The sequence below is a fragment of the Caulobacter sp. ErkDOM-E genome, from assembly GCF_048541895.1.
In the GTDB taxonomy this organism is placed as follows: domain Bacteria; phylum Pseudomonadota; class Alphaproteobacteria; order Caulobacterales; family Caulobacteraceae; genus Caulobacter.
On record NZ_CP183331.1, the window covers coordinates 932906 to 956627 of the forward strand.

A 23722-nucleotide genomic window follows, 5' to 3' on the forward strand; every position below is an offset into this window, starting at 1 on the left:
ACGCGGACATGAGCAAGCACCCCGTGAAACGCGTCCTTCTCCTCGGCGCCGCACTGCTGGGCCTGTCGGCCTGCGCCAGCGCCGGCGTTGAACCGCCTGTTTCCGCGCCCGCCTCGCGCACCGAGACCGAAAAGTGGCGCGACCAGATCAAGGTCGACGGCCGCGCCGACGAGATCCAGCTGGCGGTGCACGCCACCGGCGTGTCGGCCAACCAGGACCAGGCGCTGTCGGCCCTGGTCGGTCGCTGGCTGTCGGCCCAGGCGCGCGAGATCGTGGTCAGCGCCCCCATCGGCGGCGGCGACGCTTCGGCGGCTGGCGGCATGGCCGCGCAAATCCGCGAGCGGTTGATGTTCTATGGCGCGGCCCCGGCTCAGGTCAGGATCGTCGGCTATGACGCCGGCGGCCAGGCTGTTGCCCCGATGCGCGTCGGCTTCGAGATCTTCACCGCTGAAGGCCCCACCTGCGGCCGCTGGGAAAACCTCACGGCCACCCGCAAGAACGAGACCTACGGCAATTTCGGCTGCGCCGTGGCCGCCAATCTCGCCGCCCAGATCGCCAATCCAGAAGACCTGATCCGTCCGCGCGACTCGACCCCGATCGACGCGGGTCGCCGCGACGTCGTCCTGGGCAAGTACCGCAAGGGCGAGGTCACCTCGGCGGCCAAGGACGAGCAGGCCACCGGCGCCGTCTCCAAGGCGATCAACTGATGCCGCGTCCTCCTTCGGATCATGACCCGTTCGACCTGGGGTTCGAGGCCGCCGACGAGTTCACCTCAGCCGGCTCCGATCCCTGGCGCTCGTCCGCGCCGGCCCTGTCGCCGGCCCAGGGCGGGATGGACGACCCCTTTGCTGATTTCCCGCCGGCCCGACCGCGCGACGAGCGGCCCGCGCCCGCGCAGGACCCGTTCGCGGCGCCCGCCGCAGCGCGCCAGGCTCAGGCCCAGGCTAGAGCCCCGGCGCCCGCCGCCGCCATGCCGGAGCCCGAGCGTCGGCGCGCGCCCGCCGCTGAAATGACCCTGCCGCCCGCGTACGAACCGCCCCTGCCCGAGCCGTCCCCGCATGACAGCCTGAGCGGCAGCGACGCCGCCCTGGGCGAGATGGCGGTGCCGCGCATCACCATCCACGCCTTCTGCGTGCGGCCCGAGACCTCGGCCCTGATCGAGGTCGCCGCCGCCGACCGCCGGATGGCCCGCGCCTCGACCATCGTCCGCGTGGGCGGTCTCGACGCCGCTGTGGAGCTGTATCAAAACCAGTCCACCCCCTCGCTGGTGCTGGTGGAAACCCATGACGGCGCTCAGCGCCTGCTGCACCTGCTGGACGCCCTGGCCCAGGTCTGCGATCCGGGCACCAAGGTCGTGGTCATCGGCCAGACCAATGACATCGCCCTCTATCGCGAGCTGATGCGCCGCGGGGTCAGCGAATATCTGACCCAGCCGCTTGGTCCGCTGCAGATCATCCGCGCCGTCTCCGGCCTCTATGCCGATCCGTCGGCGCCCTTCGTCGGCCGTCAGGTGGCCTTTGTCGGCGCCAAGGGCGGGGTAGGGGCCTCGACCCTGGCCCACAACTTCGCCTGGTCGATGGCCGAGCGAATGCAGACCGCCACGGTGATCGTCGATCTGGACCTGCCGTTCGGCACGGCCGGGCTCGATTTCAACCAGGACCCGCTGCAGGGCGTGATCGACGCCCTCAGCCAGCCCGACCGCCTCGACCCCGTGCTGATGGACCGGATGATGGTCCGCTGCGGCGATCGCCTGTCGCTGTTCGCCGCGCCTGCGACCCTCGACCAGGACTATGAGATCAGCGCCGAGGCCTATGAAGAGGTCACCCAGAAGATCCGCGGCGCCGCGCCCTTCGTGGTGCTGGACCTGCCCCACAGCTGGGCGGCCTGGACGCGGCGGGTGCTGATCGGCTCGGATGATCTGGTCGTGGTCGCCACGCCGGATCTGGCCTCGCTGCGCAATGCCAAGAACATCATCGACATGGTCCGCCAGGCCCGCCCCAATGACGCGCCGCCGCGTCTGGTGCTCAACCAGGTGGGCGTGCCCGGCCGTCCCGAGATCCCGGTCAAGGACTTCGGCGAGGCCCTGGGCGTCGCGCCGTCGCTCGTCCTGCCCTTCGATCCCAAGTCCTTCGGCCAGGCCGCCAATAACGGCCAGATGGTCGGCGAGGTCGCGCCCAAGTCCAAGGCGGCCGAGGGCATCGACCACCTGGCCCAGCTGATCAGCCGTCGCGAACCGCCGCAGGTTCAGAAGGCCTCGATGCTGTCGGGTCTGTTCAGGAAGAAATAGCGACGGATGTTCGGCAAGCGCGATCAGAACCCCGCAACGGACCGTCACGCGCCGCCCCCGGCGCCGACCGACGGGTCGGCGATCGCTACGCGTCCCCAGCGCGTCGAGCCGGCCCAGGATCGCGCCGCGCCGTCGCCCAAGGTTGCCCCGCCCAAGGCGACGCCGGGGCTGGAGCAACTGCGCGCCGCGCAGGGTGCGCCGCCCACCACGACCATCGTCCGCGAGCAGAGCGACTACTACCACGCCACCAAGACCGTCATCTTCAACGCGCTGCTCAACACCATCGACCTGAGCCAGCTGGCCCAGCTGGACGTCAAGGCGGCCGCGGAAGAGATCCGCGACATCGTCGCCGAGCTGGTGGCGATCAAGAACGTCTCGATGTCGGTCTCCGAACAGGAGCACCTGGTCCAGGACATCATCAACGACGTCCTCGGCTATGGCCCGCTGGAGCCTTTGCTGGCTCGCGACGACATCGCCGACATCATGGTCAATGGGGCCCACCGGGTGTTCATCGAAGTGGGCGGCAAGGTCCAGCTGACCAATGTGCGCTTCCGCGACAATCTGCAGCTGATGAACATCTGTCAGCGGATCGTCAGCCAGGTCGGCCGCCGGGTCGATGAAAGCTCGCCGATCTGCGACGCCCGCCTGCCCGACGGCAGCCGCGTCAACGTCATCGCCCCGCCCCTGGCTCTGGATGGTCCCACCCTGACCATCCGGAAGTTCAAGAAGGACAAGCTGACGATGAAGAACCTGGTCGACTATGCGTCGATCAGCGCCGAAGGGGCGAGGGTTCTGGGCGTCATCGGCGCCTGCCGCTGCAACATCGTCATCTCCGGCGGTACGGGCTCGGGCAAGACGACGCTGCTCAACACCCTGACCGCCTTTATCGACCCGACCGAGCGGGTGGTGACCTGCGAGGACGCCGCCGAACTGCAGCTGCAGCAGCCGCACGTGGTGCGCCTGGAAACCCGGCCGCCCAACCTGGAAGGCCAGGGCGCGATCACCATGCGCGATCTGGTCAAGAACTGTCTGCGGATGCGTCCAGAGCGGATCATCGTCGGCGAAGTCCGGGGCCCTGAAGCCTTCGACCTGCTGCAGGCCATGAACACCGGCCACGACGGCTCGATGGGCACGCTGCACGCCAACAGTCCGCGCGAGGCCATCAGCCGGATCGAGAGCATGATCACCATGGGCGGCTATGGCCTGCCCTCCAAGACCATCAAGGAAATGATCGTCGGCTCGGTCGACGTCATCGTCCAGGCCGCCCGCCTGCGCGACGGCAGCCGTCGTATCACCCACATTACCGAGGTGGTCGGTCTCGAGGGCGACGTGATCGTCACCCAGGACCTCTTCGTCTACGAGATCACCGGCGAAGACGCCGACGGCAAGGTGGTGGGCAAGCACCGTTCGACCGGCATCGCCCGGCCCCGCTTCTGGGACCGCGCCCGCTATTACGGCCTGGAGCGCGAGCTGGCCGAAGCCCTCGACGCGGCGGAGTAGCCCATGCTGTTCGTGATCGCCGGCGTTCTGGGCTTCATCACCATCACGGCCCTGGGCTTTGCCTTCGCCGGCGGCGACCAGAACGCGGCCCGCACGGCCAAGCGCGCCCAGGCGATCGTCGGCGGCGGCGCCCATGCCGCCGGGGCCCGCGCCAAGGCCGTGGCCAATACGCCCGACGCCCGCCGCAAACAGATCCTCAAGACCCTGAAAGAGCAGGACAGGCGGCAGAAGAAGGCGTCGCTGAGCATCGCCGCTCGCCTGCGCGCCGCCGGCCTTGGCGAAAAGGTCCAGATGTTCTGGATCATCAGCGGGGGGCTGGGCTTCTGCGTCGGCCTGATCGTCCTCATCCTGGGCCAGCATCCGCTGCTGGCCCTCGGCGCGGCCTTCGCCGCCGGCCTGGGCCTGCCGCGCTGGGTGGTGGGCATGCTGGCCACGGCCCGCACCAAGAAGTTCACCGAGGCCTTCTCGGACGCCATCGACATCATCGTGCGCGGCATCAAGTCGGGTCTGCCGGTCCATGACTGCCTGAAGATCATCGGCAAGGAATGCCCCGAGCCCCTGGCCGGCGAGTTCCGCATGCTGACCGAGAACGTCGGCATGGGCATGCCGATGGATGTGGCCCTGGAGCGCATGTACGAGCGCATGCCGACCAACGAGCTGCGCTTCTTCGCCATCGTGCTGTCGATCCAGGCCAAGACCGGCGGCAACCTGGCCGAGGCCCTGGGCAACCTGTCGACCGTGCTGCGGGCCCGCAAGCTGATGGGCGAAAAGATCAAGGCGCTGTCGGCCGAAGCCGTGGCCTCGTCGTTCATCATCGGGGCTCTGCCGCCCGGCGTTGTGGTGCTGATCACCGTGACCTCACCGGCCTATATGCAGCCGCTGTTCACCGACCAGCGCGGCCATCTGATGCTGCTGGCGGGCGGGATCTGGATGAGCATCGGCATCTTCGTGATGCGCAAGATGATCAACTTCAAGTTCTAGGGGAGGGGGCTCATGAACATCGTCGCCGTCCTGACCGACCCCACCAACATCTTCACGGGGATCATCGCCCTGGTGGTGTTCGCCACCATGATCACCTTGGCCGCGCCGTTGATGCGCGACAAGGGTCTGGAAGGGCGCCTGAAGTCAGTGGCCAACCGCCGCGAGGAGCTGCGCCGCCGCTCGCGCGAGGCCATCGTCCAGAAAGGCGGCGGGGGCAGCACCCTGCGCCACACCGACGAAGGCCTGTACAAGAACATCGTCGACCGCCTGCAGCTGTCACGCCTGCTGGAAGATCCCAAGGTGGTCGACAAGCTGGCCCAGGCCGGCTTTCGCGGACCACAGCCGGTCTCGACCTTCTATTTCTTCCGCTTCGTGATGCCGTTCATCTTCGCGGTTGTGACGGCGTTCTACATCTATCTGATCAATGATTTCGGCCTGGTGGGCATGCAGAAGCTGTGCGCCTGCGTTGCGGCCCTGGCCATCGGCTACTACGCGCCCAACGTTTACATCACCAACATCGCCACCAAGCGCCGCGAGTCGATCGTGGCGGCCTTTCCCGACTCCCTGGACCTGCTGCTGATCTGCGTCGAAAGCGGCATGTCGATCGAGGCGGCGATCCAGAAGGTCGGCGCGGAAGTCGGCTCCAGCTCGATGGAGCTGGCCGAGGAACTGAGCCTGCTGACCGCCGAGCTGTCCTATCTGCCCGACCGGCGCCTGGCCTATGAGGGCCTGGCTCGCCGCACCAACCACCCCGGCATCCGCTCGGTCGCCACAGCCATGATCCAGGCCGAGCGCTACGGCACGCCGCTGGGCAGCGCCCTGCGGGTCATGGCCAAGGAAAACCGCGAGCTGCGTCTCTCGGCCGCCGAAAAGAAAGCCGCCGCCCTGCCGGCTCAGCTGACCGTGCCGATGATCCTGTTCTTCCTGCCGGTGCTGTTCGTGGTGATCCTGGGTCCGGCGATCATCAAGATCCAGGACGTGATGGGCAAGGGTTAGGGGCCCGTCCCCAAGGGCCGCGCTTCGTCCCAGATCCCTCGCGGCAAGGCCAGCGAGTAGCCCATGCCGGCGGCATGATCTTCCAGCCCATTCTCGCCCTCCACATCGCCTGCGGCCTCGTCGCCGTCGTGGCCGGCGGCCTGCCCATCGTCACCCGTAAAGGCTCTGCGCTGCATCGCGTGTCCGGCTGGATCTTCACCGGCCTGATGGGGATGCTGCTGGTCTGCGCCTGGGTGATGACGGCGCTGCACTTCAACCCCTATTTCGCGGCCCTGACGGCCACGGCGACCATCACCGTCTTCTCCGGCGTGCGAGTGCTGAAGCGCAAGCGGCCCGACCTGCGCCGCGCCGACCGCGCCAGGGCGCTCGACTGGATCCTGACCCTGATCGTCGTGGGCGTGGGCCTGTGGGTGCTGGTGCTGATCCTGCGCGGCCAGACGGGCGGCAGGACGGCCGTCTCCGCCGCCTTGGTCTATGGCGCGCTGACCTATGGCGGCTGGGACCTGTGGCGCTTTGCCCGCCCCACCGCGTGGCCATTCTTTCCAGACCTCTGGACCTACGAGCATCTCGTGAAGATGCTAAGCGCCTACGGGGCGGTGATGAGCGCCTTCTCGGGCAACTTCCTGACCTTCCTGCCGACCCCCTGGAGACAGCTCTGGCCGACCCTCGTGTTTCAATCCCTGGCCGTGATCTGGATCCTGTCGCGGGCCCTGCGCCGCCGCCGGGACCTTTCGCCCGCCTGAAGCGCGCCCCGACGGCCGCCTGGGTGTGGGCCTTCGGCGCCTATAGCTATGTCGTCACCGCCTTCAGCGCCGCCTGGTTCGCGCGCCGGTCCGCGCGGGCGGCCGGTGCGCCGATCAGCCTGGTCGAGTCGGTGTCGTGGCAGGGCGCCAGCTACGCCCTGTGGCTGCCCGTCGCCGGCCTGGTCTGGGCAGTCCTGCGGCGCTTCGGGGCCGGTGGGCGAGGCGTCGCGGTCCTGACCCTGGCGATGATCCCTGTCGTGGCCCTGGAATCATTGGGCGCTGCCTGGGTGGACATGACGTTCCGGGCGCCCGACGGCGGCATGGCCGAAGGGCTGGACCGCGCTCTGAGCCGCTCGCCCGTCTCGATCCTGCTCTACACCGCCCTGGCCGCCGCCGGTCTGGCCGCGGCCCATCGCCAGAGGGCCGTCGAGGCCCAGACCCGCGCCGATCATCTGGAGACGGCCCTGACCGAGGCGCGGCGGGTCGTGGCGCGCCAGGCCGCCCCGGCCGAGCGCCTGACGGTCTCGACGGGATCGCGCCGGACGCCGGTCGACCTGTCCCGCGTGGAATGGTTCTCGGCCGCCGGCAACTATGTCGTCGTGCACTGGGAACAGCGCGAGGGCCTGATCCGCGAGACTCTGCAGAACCTGGAAGGACGGCTGGACCCGGCGATCTTCGCCCGCAGCCATCGCTCGACCCTGGTCAATCTGGCCCGGGTTCGCGAGACCCAGTCGCTGTCGGACGGCTCATGGCGGCTGACGATGGAGAGCGGCGCCGAACTGGTCGCCAGCCGCACCTATCGCGACGACCTGCTGGCCCGCCTGGGCAGATAGACCGGCGCCCTTCTTGCGGCGCGGCGCCCAGTGGTTTGCCATTGTGGGACAGTCAGCATGAAGATCGGCGGCAAGCGGGCTCTCCGCGATCGAAACCTCGCGCGCGACGAGGTCGGCGGATCAGCGGTCGAGACGGCTTTGATCTTCTCTCTGGCGGCGACCATGGCGGTGGTCGTCCGCGAGGGCGTATCCATGCCGCTGCTTCAGCAGTTCGCCGACGCGGCCAAGGTCCTCGAGCGCGCCCTCAGCTCGGCTTACTAGAGTTTCCGTCCTGACTGCGTCAGTCCGGAACTCTAGATCTTTGGTTTAGCGCATTTTCTTCACGCGAACCGGGATCCACTTCGCTCGAAAATGCTTTGGCTAGCCGCCCGACTTCATCGCTTCCCAGGTTCGGGACTGGGCCGTCGGGCTGGGCTGGCTGGTGGCGGCGCGCAGCCAGGCCAGGTTGTTGGCCACCGCTTCGGGCGGCAGGTCCTGGCGGGCCAGCTTTTCGGCTTCGGCGATGCGGCCCTGCAGGCCGATCACCAGGGCCAGGTTCTGGCGGATCTGGATGCTCGAGGCGGGCATGACCGCCGCGCGGCGCAGCAGGGCCTCGGCGCCGGTCATGTCGCCCTGGCTGGCCAGGTGCATGGCGTAATTGGCGTTGGCCACGGCCTCGTTGGGGCCCAGGGCCACGGCCTGACGGTGGGCGGCGCTGGCCTCTTCCTCGCGCTGGGCCTGCTCATAGGCGACGCCCAGCAGCGACTGGGGACGCCAGTCCTTGGGCGCCAGGACAGCGGCGTGACGGGCCGGCTCGACGGCGTAGAAGCCCTGGCCGCGCGCGATATGGGCGCGGGCCGATTCCAGCAGGGCGTCCAGATTGTCGGGCTCGACCATCAGCACCTTGCCGGCGGCCTCGGCGGCGTCGTCATAGCGACCCATGGCCCGCAGGGCCTGGGCCAGGGCGACGCCCGCCTCGGCGTCGCGGCCGTCGGTCTCGAACTCGCCGCCCCAGAAGGCTGCGCGGGCCAGGGGATCGGCGCGGCGCATCTCGGCGCGCTGGGCCGGGCTGGCCTTGCGCGAGACAGCCTGCTCAACGGCGGCGGGCGGGGTCTTGGCGGCGCCGGCCTGGGCCTGGGGGCCCAGCATCAGCAGAGCCGGAGCGAGAACGGTTGCGAGGAGCGCGCGCTTGCGACACATGGAAGACGAGTCTCCGAAGGGTTGCCGCATCCTCGCCGCGCGGCCTCAAGGAATCGTTAAGCATAATTTCCAAGGGCCGCGACATGTTGGACAGCTCCCCCATTCTGGCCACGGCCACTGAAGGCGGCCTCCCGGTCCACCCGCTGTTCGAGGCCGAGCTTGAGGCCTTCCTGGCGGCGCGCCGGCCGTCGGCCCGGGTCCTGGCCGCCCAGGCCCAGTTCAAGGCCAAGGCCGGCCAGGTGCTGGTCCTGTCCGGGCCCGGCGGTCAGGTCGAACGCGTGCTGATGGGGCTGGGGACCCGCGCCGCCGTTGATCCGGGCCTGTTCCGGACGCTGGCCGGCAAGCTGCCGGCCGGGGACTATCGCCTGGCGCGCCTGCCGCGCGGCCTGGACGCCCAGGAGGCGACCCTGGCCTTCGCCCTGGGGCTCTATCGCTTTGATCGCTATCGCAAGCGGTCTGCTGAAGCCGGGCCTCGCCTGGTCGCGCCCAAGGGCGTCGACATCGAGGCGGTCATCGCGATCAGCCACGCCTGCGCTCTCGCCAAGGACATGGTCAACACCCCGGCCAACGACATGGGCCCGCTGCAGATCGAGACCATCGCCCGCGAGATCGCCGCGCAGCACGGCGCGACCCTGTCGGTGATCGTCGGCGACGACCTGCTGGCCCAGAACTATCCCGCCGTCCACGCCGTGGGCCGCGCCGCCGCGCCGCATCGCGCGCCGCGCATCCTGGAAATGAACTGGGGCGACCCTGCTCACCCGGTGCTCGCCCTGGTCGGCAAGGGCGTGGTGTTCGACAGCGGCGGCCTGGACATCAAGCCCTCGTCGGGCATGCGGCTGATGAAAAAGGACATGGGCGGCGCCGCCCACGCCCTGGCCCTGGCGCGGATGGTGATGGGCGCCAAACTGCCGGTGCGGCTGGTGGTGCTGACCCCCGTGGTCGAGAACGCCATCAGCGGCGACGCCATGCGTCCCGGCGACGTGTTGCAGACCCGCGCCGGCCTCACCGTCGAGGTAGGCAACACCGACGCCGAGGGCCGGCTGATCCTGGCCGACGCCCTGGCCCGCGCCGCCGAGCACAAGCCCGCCCTGACCCTGGACCTGGCCACCCTGACCGGCGCGGCGCGCGTGGCCCTGGGGCCGTTCGTGATCCCGTTCTGGACGCCCGACGACCGACTGGCGGGGCAGATCGAGACGGCCTCGAAGGCGACGGCTGACCTGTTGTGGCGCATGCCGCTGACCGAGGCCTATGGCGAGTCGATCGAGAGCGAGATCGCCGACCTGCAGAACGACTCCGCCGCCTGGGCCCAGGCCGGGGCGACGACGGCGGCCCTGTTCCTGCAGCGGTTCGCGCCAACCGGTGAGGGCATCGGGCCTTGGGCCCATTTCGACCTCTATGCCTGGAACCCCAAGAGCCGGCCGGGCTATCCCGGCGGCGGCGAGGCCCAGGCGATCCGGGCGCTGTTTTCGATGCTCAAGACCCGGTTCCCGGCGTGAGCGCGCCTGACCGTCGCCTGACTCTGATCCGCGACGGCCTGGCCGATGTGCGGCTGGAGGGCGTGGTCTCCGCCGAGCGCTTCGCCGCCGCCCAGCCGATGCAGGCCAGCGCCCCGATCGCCTCGATCCGCAAGGCGCCGGCTCCCGACGCCGAGCAGGAAGACCAGCTGGCCTTTGGCGAGCGCTTCGACGTGCTGTTCGAGGTTGACGGCTTTGCCTTCGGCCAGGCCCGCCGCGACGGCTATGTGGGCTATGTCACCAGCGACGCCCTATCGGCGCCCGTCCTGGCGCCCACCCATCGGGTGTCGGCGATCCGCACCTACGCTTTCAGCGAGCCCGATATCAAATCGGCCATTGTCGGCCTCTACAGCCTCAACGCCCTGGTGACGGTCGAGGCGCGCGAGGGGCGCTTTGTCCGGGTCGCCCGCTCGGGCTGGTTCATCGAGGCGCATCTGACGCCGGTCGGCCGGGGCGAGAGCGACTATGTCGCCGTCGCCCAGCGGTTCCTGGGCGCGCCCTATCAGTGGGGCGGACGCGAGTCGCTGGGTCTGGACTGCTCGGCCCTGATCCAGCAGTCGCTGGCGGCCTGCAACCGCGCCTGCCCGCGCGACACCGACCTGCAGCGCGGCTTCTTCCCAGAAATCGACGCCTCGGAGCGTCGTCGCGGGGACCTGGTGTTCTGGAAGGGCCACGTGGCGATCCTGCTGGACCCCGACACCATCCTGCACGCCAACGCCCACCATATGGCCACCGCTATCGAGCCCCTGGCCCAGGCCATAGCCCGCATCGAGGCCGCCGGCGTCGGCGCGCCGCTGGGTTACCGCCGGCCCTGAGCGGTTTGATGCTTCCCCCTCTGGGGGAGCTGTCACGGAGTGACTGAGGGGGTCTTCACGGCCGACGTCGCGTTGCCCCCTCCGACCTTTCGGGCCACCTCCCCCGGGAGGGGAGGATCATCGGTCGGAAAACGAAAAAGGGCCGCGAAGCGAACTTCGCGGCCCCCGATCTTGTTTTGCCTAAACGCCCTTTACGGTGCGGCAGGCGCCGCAGCCGGAGCGGCGGGCGCGCCTGCGGCGGCCGCGCCGGCTTCCGGGGCCGTCGCCGGAGCGCCTTCGGCCGGAGCCGCCGGAGCAGCAGCCTCGGCCGGCTTGGGCGCCGGCACCGGCAGGGTCGAACCCAGGCTGTGCAGATAGGCGATGATCGCCACTCGGTCTTCCGGCTTCTTCAGGCCGACGAAGCTCATATTGGTGCCCGAGACGTACTTTCCGGGCGCCTTGAGGAACTCGTACATGTGGTCATAGTCCCACACCGGGTTCTTGGCGCCGAATTCCTTCATCGCGCCGGAATAGGCGTAGCCAGCGTGCGAACCGGGCTGGTGGCCCAGAATGCCCCACAGGCCAGGACCGATGCCATTGGCGCCGCCAGAATCCAGCTTGTGGCAGGCGCTGCACTTTGCGGCGACGGCCTGGCCGGCGGCGATATTGGCCGGCAGCAGCAGGGCGGTGCCCCAGTCGGGCGCGACCTCGACAGCGGCGGCCCCGCCGCCGCCGGTCGACTCTTCGACCGCGATTTCGTAACCGGCCTTTTCGAGGTCGTGCTTCTGGAACATGACGGTCGATGCTTCACGCAGACCGAAAATAACGAGGCCGGTCAGCAGCACGCCGCCAGCAATCTTGTTGAACGTCAGGTCGCTCATCTCAGCCTTGTCAGCCTCTTACCGGCCCGCCTGAGGCGGGGCCCAAACCCGCGGCGAGGAATCCCCCGCGCGCGCCTCTTGTTGCGCTCGCGTCTCTTACACGCTACCGCCCCTCGCGCAACCGGGCAGCAGCGATATTGAACTCATGAACCCTATCGTCCTGATCCCCGCCCGCATGGCGGCCACCCGTCTGCCGAACAAGCCGCTGGCCGATATCGGCGGTCTGCCGATGATTGTCCGCGTTCTGAACCAGGCGCTCAAGGCCAATATCGGCCCGGTGGCCGTGGCTGCGGGCGATATCGAGATCGTCGAGGCCGTGCGTGCGGCAGGTGGTCGCGCCGTGCTGACCGACCCGGATCTGCCCTCGGGCTCTGACCGGATCCTGGCGGCGCTGGCGGAGCTGGATCCGCATTTCGAGCACGACGTGGTGATCAATCTGCAGGGCGACATGCCGTTCGTCGACCCGTCGGTGCTGTCGGCCTGCGCCGGCCTGCTGGAAGATTTCGGCGATTGCGACATCGCCACCGTCGTCGCGGCCGAGGCCTCGCCCGCCGACCGGACCAATCCCGACGTGGTGAAAGCCGTGCTGGCCATGGAGGACGACGGCAAGAGTGGCCGGGCCCTCTATTTCACCCGCTCCACCCTCTATGGCGATGGGCCTGTCTGGCGTCACATCGGCATCTATGGCTATCGCCGCGAGGCGCTGGAGGCGTTCAACGCCGCTTCGCCCTCGCCGCTGGAAAAGCGCGAGAAGCTGGAGCAGCTGCGGGCCATGGAGCTGGGCATGACGATCCGCGCCGCCGTCGCCCTTGAAGCGCCGATCTCCGTTGATAATCCCTCTGATCTCGAAGCCGCGCGTCTGCAGGCCGGAAAACAAGCATGAGCATCCTCAAGAAGATCGCCTTCCAGGGCGAACCCGGCGCCAACAGCCATGAGGCCTGCCGCACCTATTTTCCGGACTATGAGGCCTATCCCTGCGCCACCTTCCAGGAGGCGTTCGAGGCCATCAAGACCGGCGTCTGCGAGCTGGGCATGATCCCGATCGAGAACTCGATCGCCGGCCGCGTCGCCGACGTGCACCACCTGCTGCCGGCCTCGGGCCTGAAGATCATCGGCGAGCGCTTCAAGCCGATCCGCTTCCAGCTGATGGCCAACAGGGGCGTCAAGCTGGAGGACATCAAGGTTGTCGCCTCGATGCCGATCGCCCTGGCCCAGTGCCGCAACAGCCTGCGCAAGCTGGGCGTGGCCACCGAAGGGGCGGGCGACACCGCCGGCGCGGCCAAGGCCCTGGCCCTGAAGCCCGACCCCACGCGCGGCGCCGTGGCCCCGGCCCTGGCGGCCGAGATCTATGGCCTGGATATCCTGGCCAGCGACATCGAGGACGAGCGCCACAACACCACCCGCTTCCTGGTGATGACGGCCGACACGACCCCGACCCCGCCGGCCTTCACCCATCGCTGCGTGACCAGCTTCGTGTTCAAGGTCAGGAACCTGCCGGCCGCGCTCTACAAGGCCATGGGCGGGTTCGCGACCAACGGCGTCAACATGACCAAGCTGGAAAGCTACATGGAAGACGGCGCCTTCACGGCCACCTTCTTCTACGCCGAGGTCGACGGCCGTCCGGAAGATCGGTCGTTGGCCCTGGCCTTCGACGAGCTGAAGTTCTTCTCGGACAAGTTCGAGATCCTCGGGGTCTATCCGGCCGATCCGTTCCGGGACCGGACGTAGGCGCTAGATCCTCCCCTTTTGGGGGAGGTGGCCCAGCGGGCCGGAGGGGGCAGCGCGGCCTAGGTCCAGCTATCCCCCTCAGTCGCTCCGCGACAGCTCCCCCAGAGGGGGAGCATCTTTCCCACACGGCAAGCTTCGCAGTAACGCCGTTCTTCGCCTAAGCTCCCCGCACAAACAAAACGTCCGGGGAGGGACGCTCCATGAATACGATGATCGCGCCGGTTATGGCGCTGGTGGCCTGGTCGCTGGTGATCTGGCTTTGGATGTATATTCGCCGCATTCCGGCGATGGCCAAGGCGGGCGTCAAGCCGCAGGACGCGGCCTTTCCGGGCTCGCTGGACGTGCTGCCGGCCGGGGCTCGCCAGGCGGCCGACAACTACAACCACCTGATGGAACAGCCGACCATCTTCTACGCCGCCGCCCTGGCGATCGCGGTGGCCGGGCATGGCGACGATCTGGCGATGAAGCTGGCCTGGGCCTATGTGGGCCTGCGGGTGCTGCACAGCCTGGTTCAGGTGACGGTGAACGTCGTGAACCTGCGGTTCCTGCTGTTTGCGACCTCGACGATCACCCTGGCGGTGATGGTCGTGCGGGAGCTGCTGAAGATCTGGGGCTAACGCAGCCCACCTATAATCTTGTCATCCCGGCCGCAGCGTAGCGGAGAGCCGGGACCCAGGAGCCGCCTCATTGCGGTGGCCCCTGGGTCCCGGACAGCCTCTGCGAGGCTTCCGGGATGACAAGAATTTTGGCTGTTTGAAGCGCTTCAAACCGCGTCCAGTCCGATATCCAGCACCGGCGCCGAGTGGGTCAGGGCCCCGACGCTGATCACATCGACGCCCGTCTCGGCGATGGCCCGCACGGTGGTCAGGTTGACCCCGCCGGAGGCCTCCAGCACGGCCCGTCCCTTGGCCAGGGCCACGGCCGTGCGCAGGTCGTCGAGGCTGAAATTGTCCAGCATCACCACATCCGGGCCGTGCTTCAGCGCGTCTTCCAACTGGTCCAGGCCGTCGACCTCGACCTCGACCTTGACCAGATGCCCGGCGAAGGCCCGCGCCCGGCGGACGGCTTCGCCGACCCCGCCGCAGGCGGCGACGTGGTTGTCCTTGATCAGGATGGCGTCATCCAGGCCGAAGCGGTGGTTGATCCCGCCGCCGCAGCGCACGGCGTATTTCTCCAGCGCCCGCAGGCCCGGCGTGGTCTTGCGGGTGTCGACGATGATCGCGCCCGTGCCCTCGACCAGGCGGACGTAGGCGCGGGTCAGGGTGGCGATACCCGACAGTCGGCCCAGCAGGTTCAGCCCGGTCCGCTCGGCCGCCAGCACGGCGCGGGCATTGCCCTCGGCACGGGCCAACACCGTGCCCGGCGCGCCGTCGGCGCCGTCGGGGGTGACGATCTCGAAGCTCGCCGACGGGTCCATCGCCGCCAGGGCCAGGCGCGCGCAGGACAGCCCCGCGACGCGGCCGTCCTGGCGGGCGGCGAACACCACCGACAGCCGGGCGTCGGCGTCGATACAGGCCTGAGCGGTGATGTCGCCGGCCCGGCCGAGATCCTCGGCCAGGGCCATGTCGATGATCGGGCGAACAAGGAGGTCGGGGAGGGGGGAAAGCGTCAAAACAACTCCGACAGCGGAATACTGATCTGCGGGGCGAACAGCGGCGAGACGGTCGCGTCGCCTTCGAGGATAGTGGTCGAGGCCCAGGTCCCGTCAGGACGCGGCTCGCGCAGAACGCTGACCTTTCGGCTCTCGGGTTCGACAAGCCACAGTTCCTGAACGCCTGCTCGGGCGTAGAGAGGCGCCTTGATGTTCAGGTCGCCGTCGCGCGTCGAGATCGAGACCTCGACCACGAGCGCGGCGTCGGCCGTCTCACAATACTTTCGCCCGTCCAATGGGCGCGCGACGAGGACGTCGGGCTCTGGCGCACTGTGTTCGCCAATCTTCAGCGTGACGTGGACGAGGACGCGGTACACGTCCCGACCGAGGCCGCTCGCCGTCAATCGGTTCGTGAGCGATACGGCCGCGTTCGTGGAGACGTCGCCGTGGTCGGCTGAGATCGGCGCCATCTGCAGAATCTTCCCTTCGATCAGTTCCACGTGACCGGAGGCAAGTCGCAGGACGCCAGCCTGGTCCATGCGCTCGAACGTGTCGAAGTCGAACAGGAACTCGCTTCCGCCACGCTCGGCGAAGCTGGGCTCGGATGTCGTCATGATCGCATCTCCGTTCCCGAAACGTACCCCTACTCCGCCGCGTATCGCAAGCCGGGCTCGCGTCCGTCGAGGGTGACGAAAGTCCGGATGCCGGCAGGGTCGGTGGCGGGGAAGTCGGCGCGGCTATGGCCGCCGCGGCTTTCGTGGCGGCCCAGGGCTGAGGTCACGATGAGCCGTGCGGCGGCCAGGATCGGACCCCGGCCATAGGCGGCTTCCAGAGCCTCGATCACTCCGAGCAGCCGGGTCAGGCCCTCAGCGTCGCGGATCACGCCGGCGTCGCGGCTCATGGCCTTGCGCAGGGTCTGCAGGACATCGGCGGGCAGGTCCGGCGTCGGCTCCAGCGAGACGGGCTGGCCGGCGGCATGATGCTCTTTCGCCGCCGCGCGGCCGGCGCGGGCCCCGAACACGGCGGCTTCCAGCAGGCTGTTGGAGGCCAGGCGGTTGGCGCCGTGCACGCCGGTGGCGGCGCACTCGCCGGCGGCGTAGAGGCCGGGCAGGGAGGTCTGACCGTCCAGATCGGTGGCGACGCCACCCATGTGGTAGTGCACGGCCGGAACCACCGGGATCATGGCGCGGCGCGGATCGACGCCGCCGCTCATGCAGGCTTCGAACACGGCCGGGAATTCCTTGGGGAAGTGGCCGCCGACCACGACCGTGGCGTCGAGGAAGGCGCCTCGGCCGGCCTCCCGCTCGGCGTGGATGGCGCGGGCCACCACGTCACGCGGGGCTAGTTCACGGGCCGGGTGATAGTCGGCCATGAAGGCGCGGGCGTCTGCATTGCGCAGGATCGCGCCTTCGCCGCGCAGGGCCTCGGTGGCCAGTGGAGCGGGGTCGCGGCCAATGTCGATGGCCGTGGGGTGGAACTGAACAAACTCGGCATCGGCGATCACCGCGCCGGCGAGCGCCGCCAGGCCCAGGCCTTCGCCGCGCACTTCGGCGGGCGTGGTGGTGACCGCATAGAGGCCGCCGACGCCGCCGGTCGCCAGGATCACCGAGGGGCTCAGAATCTCGACCAGCTTGCCATCGATCTCGGCGAGCACACCCACGACGCGCCCGGTCGCGTCCTGCAGCAGCCGGCGGGCGCGGGCCTTCTCGCGCACCTCGATGGCGGGCGCGGCGCGGACGGCGGTGATGACGGCGGCCATGATCGCGGCCCCGGCCCCGTCACCGCCCACGCGGGCGACGCGGGCTTTGGAGTGGGCCGCTTCCAGGCTGAGTGTGAAATCGCCGTCCTTCGTGTCAAACGGCGCGCCGAGCGCGGCCAGGGCGCGGACGGCGTCCGGTCCTTCGCGGGTCAGCAGTTCGACGGCCTCGAGGTCGCACAGGCCGGCGCCGGCGGCGGCCGTGTCGGCCGCGTGCAGGGCCGGGGTGTCGTCCGCCGACAGGGCCGCAGCCATGCCGCCCTGCGCCCAGGCGCTGGAGCAGCCTGTCGCCAGCGGCGTCGGCGACAGCACCATCGCTCGCTTCGCTGCGAGGGCGGCGGTCAGGCCCGCGAGGCCGGCCCCGAGGATCACGGGACCGTCGAAGATCACACGGTCGGTCATCTCAAACTCCACAACCCGTCCGTTCAAACGGACTAGATCAGCTCCACGTCCACGTGATGGCGAGCCTTCACGAGGTCGTAGCGGGCGGGGATCAGCGGCGGGGGCAGGTCGATCATCCGCTGCACGGCCAGGCGCGCGGCCGAGGCGATGGCGGGATCCACCGTCACCTCGTAGCGGTCGAACACCAGGGCGTCGTAGATGTTCTGCAGGGTGATCCGCTTCATGTGCGGGCACAGGTTGCAGGGCTTGATGAAGTCGGTGTCGGGCGCGTCGGCCTCGACATTGCCGGCCATCGAGCACTCGGTGATCAGGATCACCTGCTTGGGTTTGCGCTGGATGACATAGTCGTTCATCGCGGCGGTCGAGCCGGCGAAGTCGGACTCTTCCAGGATCTCGGCCGGGCACTCGGGGTGGGCCAGGATTTCGGCGCCGGGATAGCTTTCGCGCAGGTCCAGGATGTCCTGGCGGGTAAAGCGCTCATGCACCTCGCAGCGGCCCTGCCAGGCGATGATCTTGACGTCGGTCTGGCGCGCCACGTTGCGGGCCAGGAACTCGTCGGGGATCAGGATGACCTTGTCGGTCCCCCACTCGCGCGCCGCCCACTCCACCACCTGCACCGCGTTGGCGCTGGTGCAGCAGATGTCGGTTTCCGCCTTCACGTCGGCGGTGGTGTTGACATAGGTGACCACCGGCACGCCCGGATAGCGGGCCTTGATCATCCGCACATCGGCGCCGGTGATCGAGGACGCCAGCGAGCAGCCGGCCAGCAGGTCGGGGATCAGCACGCGCTTGTCGGGCGCCAGCACCTTGCTGGTCTCGGCCATGAAGTGCACGCCGGCCTGGACGATGATCGCCGCGTCGCACTTGGCGGCCTCGCGGGCCAGGGCCAGGCTGTCGCCGACGAAATCGCCCACGCCGTGGAAGATCTCGGTGGTCATGTAGTTGTGGGCCAGGATGACCGCGTTCTTCTCGCGCTTCAGCCGGTTGATCTCGGCGATCAGGGGCGCATGCAGCCGCCACTCCATCGGAGTGACGTGGTTCTTCACCTTGTCCCAGATCTTCGAGGTCTGAACCTCGACGTCAGGGGTAAAGTCCAGCGCGGCAAAACCGTCGGCCATCAGATTCTCCGTTATGCTCAAACTGAGCATTTCCAGGGTCTCAAAAAACGCCGGAGCAGGGTGAGCCGTTCCGACGCTCGGCTTATGCTGAAATTGAGCATAAGTGACGAAACGACATATAGACCTTTGTGATGGGAATGCAAAGGGGCGTGTTGCCGGGGCGTCCCGGCCCCTAGCGTCTCACCCCGCCCGCGCCTCGGTCAGCACCCTGGCCAGGCTGTCCAGCGAGAACGGCTTGCTCAGGAACGGCCAGGCGCCGGCCTGGGCGCGGCCCTGTTCGCCGCCGGTATAGCCAGAGCAAAGCACCACCGGCAGGCCGGGGCGAGCTGTCGCTAGGTGCTCGGCCAGATCCACGCCGCTGCGGCCGCCGGGCATGATCACGTCGCTGAGCACCAGATCTATGGCGGCGTCTTGCTCAAGGCGCTCCAGCGCTTCGTCCACGCCGCCGGCGCGGATCACCGTATGGCCCAGTTCCTGGAGCATGGCTTCGACCAGTTCGGCCACCTCGGAGTCATCCTCGACCAGCAGCACGCGCGACGGGACCTGTCCGGCCACAGGGTCGATGACGGTTCCGCCGACGGTCAGGTCGGCCGCCTCGGCGATGGGCAGCAGCATGGCCACGGTCGTGCCCTGGCCTGGCCGGGTCTCGATATCCACCGAGCCGCCGCTCTGGCGGGCGAAGCCATAGACCTGCGACAGGCCCAGGCCCGTACCTTCGCCGGGCGGCTTGGTGGTGAAGAAGGGTTCGATGGCCCGGGCTGCGGTCGCGGCGTCCATGCCGGAGCCGGTGTCGCGCACCGCGACGCGCAGATACTGGCCCGGGCCAACGTCGCCGACCGCCTGGGTCAGGGTGACGGGCCGCGTCTCTATGGTCACCTCGCCGCCGGCCGGGGTCGCGTCGCGGGCGTTGACCACCAGGTTCAGCAGCGCCGCCTCGAACTGGCCGGAATCGACCAGGGCGTTGCGCACGCCACCGCCCAGCCGCAGGTGGAAGCCGTAGGCGTCGCCCAGGGCGCGGCGCAGCAGGCCCTCGCTCTCGGCGATCAGGCGGTCGATCGGGCAGGCCTCGGGGCGCAGCGGCTGGCGGCGGGCGAAAGCCAGCAGGTGCTGGGTCAGCTTCTCGCCGCGCTTGGCGGCGGCCATGGCGGCGGCGATCATCCGCTGGCGCCGGGCCAGGTCGTCCGGATTGCGGTCAACCACGTCCAGCGCGCCGATGATCACGGTCAGCAGGTTGTTGAAGTCATGGGCCACCCCGCCGGTCAGCTGGCCGATGGCCTCCAGCTTCTGCGACTGGAACAGCGCGGCCTGGGCGGCGTCGCGCTCGGCCACGGCGGCCTGCACCCGCTCGGCCAGCAGTTCGTTGACCCCCGCCAGGTCCGCCTCGGCCTGCTTGGCGTCAGTGATGTCGAAGGCGATGCCGATGAAGCCGTCGAAGCCGCCGCCCGGGTTGAGCCGTGGCTGGGAGAAAGACTTCAGCCAGCGCATCTGGCCATCGGCGCGGCGATAGCGACCTTCGAGCGAGAACGGCTTGCGTGAGCCCTCGCCGGCGATCTGGCCCTTGAGGATGCCGGGCAGGTCGCGCGGATCCAGTCGGGTACGCCAGTCCAGGTGGAGGGCCGTCTCGTAGTCGATTCCGGCGAAGTCCGAATAGGCCTTGTTGACGAACTCGCGCTGGCCGTCGACCCGCGACATCCACATCAGGGCCGGCGCGCTGTCGGCGAGGCTGCGGAACCGCGCTTCGCTCTCGCGCAGGCGTTCATCGTCGCGGCGGCGGCTGGTGACATCGAAGTTCAGGCCCAGCATCTGGACCGAGCGGCCCGCCGCGTTTTGCAGCACCTCGCCGCGGGCATGAATCCAGCGTTCGCCCTGGCTTAGATCCGCCAGACGAAACTCGACCTCGCACGGGCCGCCCTGACGCACCGAGGCGCGGATACTGTCCAGGACCATCTGGCGATCGTCGGGATGGAACGCCGCGTTCATGCGCGGCCAGTCTATCGGCTCATCCAGCGGCAGGCCCAGGTTTCGCCGCGCACTGGCCGAAAGGTGCAGGCTATCGGTCACGATATCCCATTCCCAGGGCCCGACGCTGGCGGCGGTCTGGACGAGTTCCAGCCGAACCTGCGCGTCTTGCCGCTCGCGGCGCGCCTGGGCCAGGCTGAGCATGGCTCCGCGAAGCGCCTCGGCGACGACCAGGGTGATCGCGGCCGAGATCAGGAAGATCACCATGCTGGCGACCTCGTCCTCCGACAGGGTTTCGCCGTAGCGGCCTCCCCAAAGCCACCAGCCAAAGGCCGCGCCGCTGATGATGGGCGCCAGGCCCCATCGCCAGCCGGCATAGAGGGCGACCAGCACGATGGCCGGGAAGAAGGGCTGGGTCGCCCCGAGTCCGCCACTCAGGCCCAGAAGCGCAATCCGCATCAGGACGGCCGCCGAGACCGCGATCAGCGCCGCCACGGCGCAATGCCAGGCGGGCGGTGGAACGGGAGGGATCAGCCACGCGCTAATGAGACCGTGAAGCCGTTCACGGTCTCTGACGATCGGTGATGATGCGGGGTGACCCACCTTTGTCGCTCTCCGCCCAAACAGGGCTTGCCAAGACCATGGACGAGCTTACCTAGGACACGCAACACGGGAGATCACGATGGCTGTCGCGCCCAATACCGGACTGTCTGCAGAGCAACGCTCCGAGATCGCCGCCGGACTGAACAGGGTGTTGGCTGACAGCTATGCGCTCTATCTCAAGACGCACGGCTATCACTGGAACGTCCGGGGCCCCAACTTCCAGTCCCTGCACGTATTGCTGGAAGGTCAATATACCGAGGAATGGACGGCGCTGGACGCCATCGCCGAGCGTATTCGCGCTCTGGGCGAGCTGGCGCCGCAGGGCTATGCCGCCTTCGGCAATCTTTCCAGCATCAAGGACGGCGATCCCCAACAGGATTGGGAAGGCATGTTCGCCGAGCTGAAAAAGGACAACGAGACGGTGATCGCCACCCTGCGCGCCGCTTTCCCGGCGGCGGATGAGGCCGGTGACGAAGCCACCGCCGACCTGCTGACCCAGCGCCTGCAGGCTCACGAGAAACACGCCTGGATGATCCGCGCGACCCTGGGCGGCAAATAGCCGCCTCGTGCTCGCGCCGGTTTCCAAGCGTCTAGTCAGGGCCGCCCTGGGGCTTTTGCTGCTGGGCGGCCTTTCCGCGTGCGCCACCTATTACGTGCCGCGCGGCTATGGTCGCGAAGCCGGCGTGGCGCGGATCACGCGAGGTTTTTCCGACGCGGCCCTGGCGCGCTATGTGGCCAATATGGATCCGGCCATGCTGACCCTGGCGCGTCGGCACGATCCGCGGCCGCACACCAACTACTGGGGCCGGGTCGAGGGCTGGGAGCGGCTGGATCTGGCCTCAATCCCGCGCTTTTCAGACGTCACGCCCGACTTCGACACCGCCCGCCTGATCAATTCCCTGCGTCTGGCCGCGCCGCTCGAGATCGAGGCGGCCCGACCCTTCGTGCTGAAGGCGTCGGGCGAGGACCGCACCAAGGCGCTCCGCTGCCTGGCCCAGGCGGTCTATTTCGAGTCCGCCTTCGAGCCCCTCGCCGGCCAGGAGGCCGTGGCCCAGACGGTGCTGAACCGCATGCGCCACCCCGGCTATCCCAAGACCGTGTGCGGCGTGATCTATGAAGGCGCGGCCCGCGCCACGGGCTGCCAGTTCAGCTTCACCTGCGACGGCTCCCTGGCGCGTGAGCCCAATCCGGTGTTGTGGGCGACGGCCGAGTCGGTGGCCCGCCGCGCCCTGAACGGCTTCGTGATGAAGGATGTCGGCGTCGCCACCCACTATCACGCCAGCTATGTCGCGCCCTATTGGGCCCCGACCTTGGTCAAGCTGCGCCAGGTGGGCCAGCACATCTTCTATCGCTGGACCGGACCTTCAGGCACGCTGGCGGCGTTCCGCGGCAAGTATCGCGGCGGCGAGGACGTCACCGCCGACATCCTGCTGGCCGGCGACGACCGCACCCTGGAAGCCGCGCCCGCCGAGGCCCTGGCCGCCGGGTCGGTGGTCAATGCCCAGGTCCTGGCTCAGGCCCAGGCGGCGGGTCTCGTGCCCACCACCCTGGCCCCGGGGGCCCATCTGGTCATGACCCCTGACGCCAGCGCCCCCGGTGGCGAGCGCCTGCGCCTGGAAGGCACGGTCGCCGGTCGCCGCATCCCGACGCCCGAAGAGATCGCCGAGATCAACCGCGCGCTGGACAGATTGCCCGAGGTGGCGGCCGAGAAGCCGGCGGTGGTCGAGGCCCCCAAACCCCCGCCGCCGCCGCCGCCGCCCAAGCCGAAACCGCGGCCGCCGAGTTTGTTCAATCCGTTGAACTAGGCGGCGGGCGCTGCAATGGCCCTACCAGACGCCGATCTTCTCGGCCTCGGCGTGGCTGATGGGGTGATGGTCGCGGACGTGGTCTTCCTCGGCCAGGAAGCGCACGGCCTCCAGGGCGGCCATGCAGCCCATGCCGGCCGCTGTGACGGCCTGGCGATAGATGTCGTCGGTGACGTCGCCCGCCGCATAGACGCCGGGTACAGCGGTCGAGGTCGTGCCGGGCTTGACGGTCAGATAGCCGTTGGCGTGGGTTTCCAGCTGACCCTTGAACAGCTCTGACGACGGGGCGTGGCCGATGGCGATGAACACGCCGTCGCATTTCAGCTCGCTCAGGTCGCCGGTGACCACGTTCTTCAGGCGCACGCCGGTCACGCCCATCGGATTGGTGTCGCCGACGATCTCGTCGATGGCGCTGTTCCAGGCGATTTCGATCTTGGGGTGGGCCAGCAGGCGCTCCTGCAGGATCTTCTCGGCCCGCAGCTCGTCCTTGCGGTGCACGAGCGTGACCTTGCTGGCGAAGCTGGTCAGGAACAGGGCCTCCTCGACGGCCGTGTTGCCGCCGCCGACCACCACGACCTCCTTGTTGCGGTAGAAGAAGCCGTCGCAGGTGGCGCAGGCGCTGACGCCAAAGCCCTGGAAGCGGCTCTCGCTCTCCAGGCCCAGCCACTTGGCCTGGGCGCCGGTGGCGATGATCACCGTCTCGGCCAGCCAGTCCTGGCCGCTGTCGGTGGTGATGTGGAACGGCCGCTTGGACAGGTCGGCGGTCAGCACGATGTCGTTGACGAACTCGGTGCCCACGTGCTCGGCCTGGGCCTTCATCTGGTCCATGAGCCACGGGCCCTGGATCACATCAGCGAAGCCCGGATAGTTCTCGACATCGGTGGTGATGGTCAGCTGGCCGCCCGGCTGGATGCCGGAGATCAGCACGGGCTTGAGCAGGGCGCGCGCGGCGTAGATGGCGGCCGTGTAGCCGGCGGGACCTGAACCGATGATCAGGCAGCGGGTGGTGCGGGGGGCGGGGGAGGTCGACATGGGCGATATCTAGTAGCGAT

At 68.8% G+C, this 23722-nt stretch carries 23 protein-coding genes; 15 read left to right on the forward strand and 8 right to left on the reverse strand.

Annotated elements, in window-relative coordinates; translation table 11 throughout:
* Positions 1-8 precede the first annotated feature (8 nt).
* The 8 genes from ACN2C7_RS04630 to ACN2C7_RS04665 all read left to right on the forward strand — a co-directional run bounded on the left by ACN2C7_RS04630 (position 9) and on the right by ACN2C7_RS04665 (position 7601).
* Entirely contained in the window at positions 9-707 is a 699-nt protein-coding gene (locus ACN2C7_RS04630; RefSeq protein WP_419320131.1) for a CpaD family pilus assembly protein, read from the forward strand.
* The gene (locus tag ACN2C7_RS04635) at positions 707-2287 is read left to right on the forward strand and encodes an AAA family ATPase (RefSeq protein ID WP_419320132.1); all 1581 of its coding nucleotides are present in this window, start codon (positions 707-709) and stop codon (positions 2285-2287) included. The genes ACN2C7_RS04630 and ACN2C7_RS04635 overlap by 1 nt, the downstream gene beginning before the upstream one ends.
* Before the next feature lie 6 nt (positions 2288-2293).
* Positions 2294-3787: a CpaF family protein gene (locus tag ACN2C7_RS04640; RefSeq protein ID WP_419320133.1), complete on the forward strand. Its 1494-nt coding sequence runs from the start codon at positions 2294-2296 to the stop codon at positions 3785-3787.
* A gap of 3 nt (positions 3788-3790) precedes the next feature.
* On the forward strand, positions 3791-4768 hold the full coding sequence (locus ACN2C7_RS04645; protein ID WP_419320134.1) for a type II secretion system F family protein: 978 nt from the start codon (positions 3791-3793) through the stop codon (positions 4766-4768).
* A 12-nt stretch (positions 4769-4780) separates the two neighbouring features.
* Positions 4781-5764, forward strand: a complete 984-nt coding sequence (locus ACN2C7_RS04650; protein ID WP_419320135.1) for a type II secretion system F family protein — start codon at positions 4781-4783, stop codon at positions 5762-5764.
* A 74-nt stretch (positions 5765-5838) separates the two neighbouring features.
* Entirely contained in the window at positions 5839-6507 is a 669-nt protein-coding gene (locus tag ACN2C7_RS04655) for a hypothetical protein (RefSeq protein WP_419320136.1), read from the forward strand.
* A 23-nt stretch (positions 6508-6530) separates the two neighbouring features.
* A complete protein-coding gene (locus ACN2C7_RS04660; RefSeq protein ID WP_419320138.1) occupies positions 6531-7340 on the forward strand; it encodes a LytR/AlgR family response regulator transcription factor in 810 nt (269 codons plus the stop codon).
* Positions 7341-7397: 57 nt separating this feature from the next.
* Positions 7398-7601 (forward strand): hypothetical protein, encoded by a 204-nt coding sequence (locus ACN2C7_RS04665; protein WP_419320140.1) that lies wholly within the window; start codon positions 7398-7400, stop codon positions 7599-7601.
* Positions 7602-7700: 99 nt separating this feature from the next.
* Here ACN2C7_RS04665 and ACN2C7_RS04670 read toward each other — a convergent pair whose 3' ends face one another.
* On the reverse strand, positions 7701-8519 hold the full coding sequence (locus ACN2C7_RS04670) for a tetratricopeptide repeat protein (RefSeq protein WP_419320143.1): 819 nt from the start codon (positions 8517-8519) through the stop codon (positions 7701-7703).
* An 83-nt stretch (positions 8520-8602) separates the two neighbouring features.
* Here ACN2C7_RS04670 and ACN2C7_RS04675 point away from each other — a divergent pair, with 83 nt between their 5' ends.
* The gene (locus ACN2C7_RS04675; RefSeq protein ID WP_419320144.1) at positions 8603-10015 is read left to right on the forward strand and encodes a leucyl aminopeptidase family protein; all 1413 of its coding nucleotides are present in this window, start codon (positions 8603-8605) and stop codon (positions 10013-10015) included.
* Complete coding sequence (locus ACN2C7_RS04680; RefSeq protein ID WP_419320145.1) at positions 10012-10848, forward strand: C40 family peptidase; 837 nt, start codon at positions 10012-10014, stop codon at positions 10846-10848. Before ACN2C7_RS04675 ends, ACN2C7_RS04680 begins: the two co-directional genes overlap by 4 nt.
* Positions 10849-11039: 191 nt before the next feature.
* Here ACN2C7_RS04680 and ACN2C7_RS04685 read toward each other — a convergent pair whose 3' ends face one another.
* Complete coding sequence (locus ACN2C7_RS04685; protein ID WP_419320146.1) at positions 11040-11708, reverse strand: c-type cytochrome; 669 nt, start codon at positions 11706-11708, stop codon at positions 11040-11042.
* A 145-nt stretch (positions 11709-11853) separates the two neighbouring features.
* On the opposite strand from ACN2C7_RS04685, the gene ACN2C7_RS04690 reads away from it, so the two are divergent.
* The 3 genes from ACN2C7_RS04690 to ACN2C7_RS04700 all read left to right on the forward strand — a co-directional run bounded on the left by ACN2C7_RS04690 (position 11854) and on the right by ACN2C7_RS04700 (position 14053).
* Complete coding sequence (locus tag ACN2C7_RS04690; RefSeq protein WP_419320147.1) at positions 11854-12591, forward strand: 3-deoxy-manno-octulosonate cytidylyltransferase; 738 nt, start codon at positions 11854-11856, stop codon at positions 12589-12591.
* On the forward strand, positions 12588-13436 hold the full coding sequence (locus ACN2C7_RS04695; RefSeq protein ID WP_419320149.1) for a prephenate dehydratase: 849 nt from the start codon (positions 12588-12590) through the stop codon (positions 13434-13436). Before ACN2C7_RS04690 ends, ACN2C7_RS04695 begins: the two co-directional genes overlap by 4 nt.
* 200 nt (positions 13437-13636) lie before the next feature.
* Positions 13637-14053 carry an MAPEG family protein gene (locus ACN2C7_RS04700; RefSeq protein ID WP_419320151.1) on the forward strand — a complete coding sequence of 139 codons (417 nt, stop codon included), beginning with the start codon at positions 13637-13639 and terminating at the stop codon, positions 14051-14053.
* 146 nt (positions 14054-14199) lie between these two features.
* Here the strand turns inward: ACN2C7_RS04700 and nadC are convergent, their stop codons facing one another.
* The 5 genes from nadC to ACN2C7_RS04725 all read right to left on the reverse strand — a co-directional run bounded on the left by nadC (position 14200) and on the right by ACN2C7_RS04725 (position 20757).
* Complete coding sequence (nadC, locus tag ACN2C7_RS04705; RefSeq protein ID WP_419320153.1) at positions 14200-15048, reverse strand: carboxylating nicotinate-nucleotide diphosphorylase; 849 nt, start codon at positions 15046-15048, stop codon at positions 14200-14202.
* Positions 15045-15641, reverse strand: a complete 597-nt coding sequence (locus tag ACN2C7_RS04710; protein WP_419320154.1) for a Uma2 family endonuclease — start codon at positions 15639-15641, stop codon at positions 15045-15047. The genes nadC and ACN2C7_RS04710 overlap by 4 nt, the downstream gene beginning before the upstream one ends.
* 29 nt (positions 15642-15670) lie before the next feature.
* Positions 15671-17185, reverse strand: coding sequence for an L-aspartate oxidase (locus ACN2C7_RS04715; RefSeq protein ID WP_419320155.1), 1515 nt, complete (start codon positions 17183-17185; stop codon positions 15671-15673).
* Positions 17186-17217: 32 nt separating this feature from the next.
* On the reverse strand, positions 17218-18303 hold the full coding sequence (nadA, locus tag ACN2C7_RS04720; RefSeq protein ID WP_419320156.1) for a quinolinate synthase NadA: 1086 nt from the start codon (positions 18301-18303) through the stop codon (positions 17218-17220).
* Positions 18304-18483: 180 nt separating this feature from the next.
* Positions 18484-20757 carry a PAS domain-containing protein gene (locus ACN2C7_RS04725; protein ID WP_419320157.1) on the reverse strand — a complete coding sequence of 758 codons (2274 nt, stop codon included), beginning with the start codon at positions 20755-20757 and terminating at the stop codon, positions 18484-18486.
* 187 nt (positions 20758-20944) lie between these two features.
* On the opposite strand from ACN2C7_RS04725, the gene ACN2C7_RS04730 reads away from it, so the two are divergent.
* Together ACN2C7_RS04730 and ACN2C7_RS04735 are read left to right on the forward strand one after the other, a co-directional pair.
* The gene (locus ACN2C7_RS04730) at positions 20945-21424 is read left to right on the forward strand and encodes a Dps family protein (protein ID WP_419320158.1); all 480 of its coding nucleotides are present in this window, start codon (positions 20945-20947) and stop codon (positions 21422-21424) included.
* 7 nt (positions 21425-21431) lie between these two features.
* The gene (locus ACN2C7_RS04735) at positions 21432-22670 is read left to right on the forward strand and encodes a cell wall hydrolase (RefSeq protein ID WP_419320159.1); all 1239 of its coding nucleotides are present in this window, start codon (positions 21432-21434) and stop codon (positions 22668-22670) included.
* 21 nt (positions 22671-22691) lie between these two features.
* On the opposite strand, the gene trxB is transcribed toward ACN2C7_RS04735, so the two are convergent.
* Entirely contained in the window at positions 22692-23702 is a 1011-nt protein-coding gene (gene trxB / locus ACN2C7_RS04740; RefSeq protein ID WP_419320160.1) for a thioredoxin-disulfide reductase, read from the reverse strand.
* Between the last annotated feature and the right edge of the window lie 20 nt (positions 23703-23722).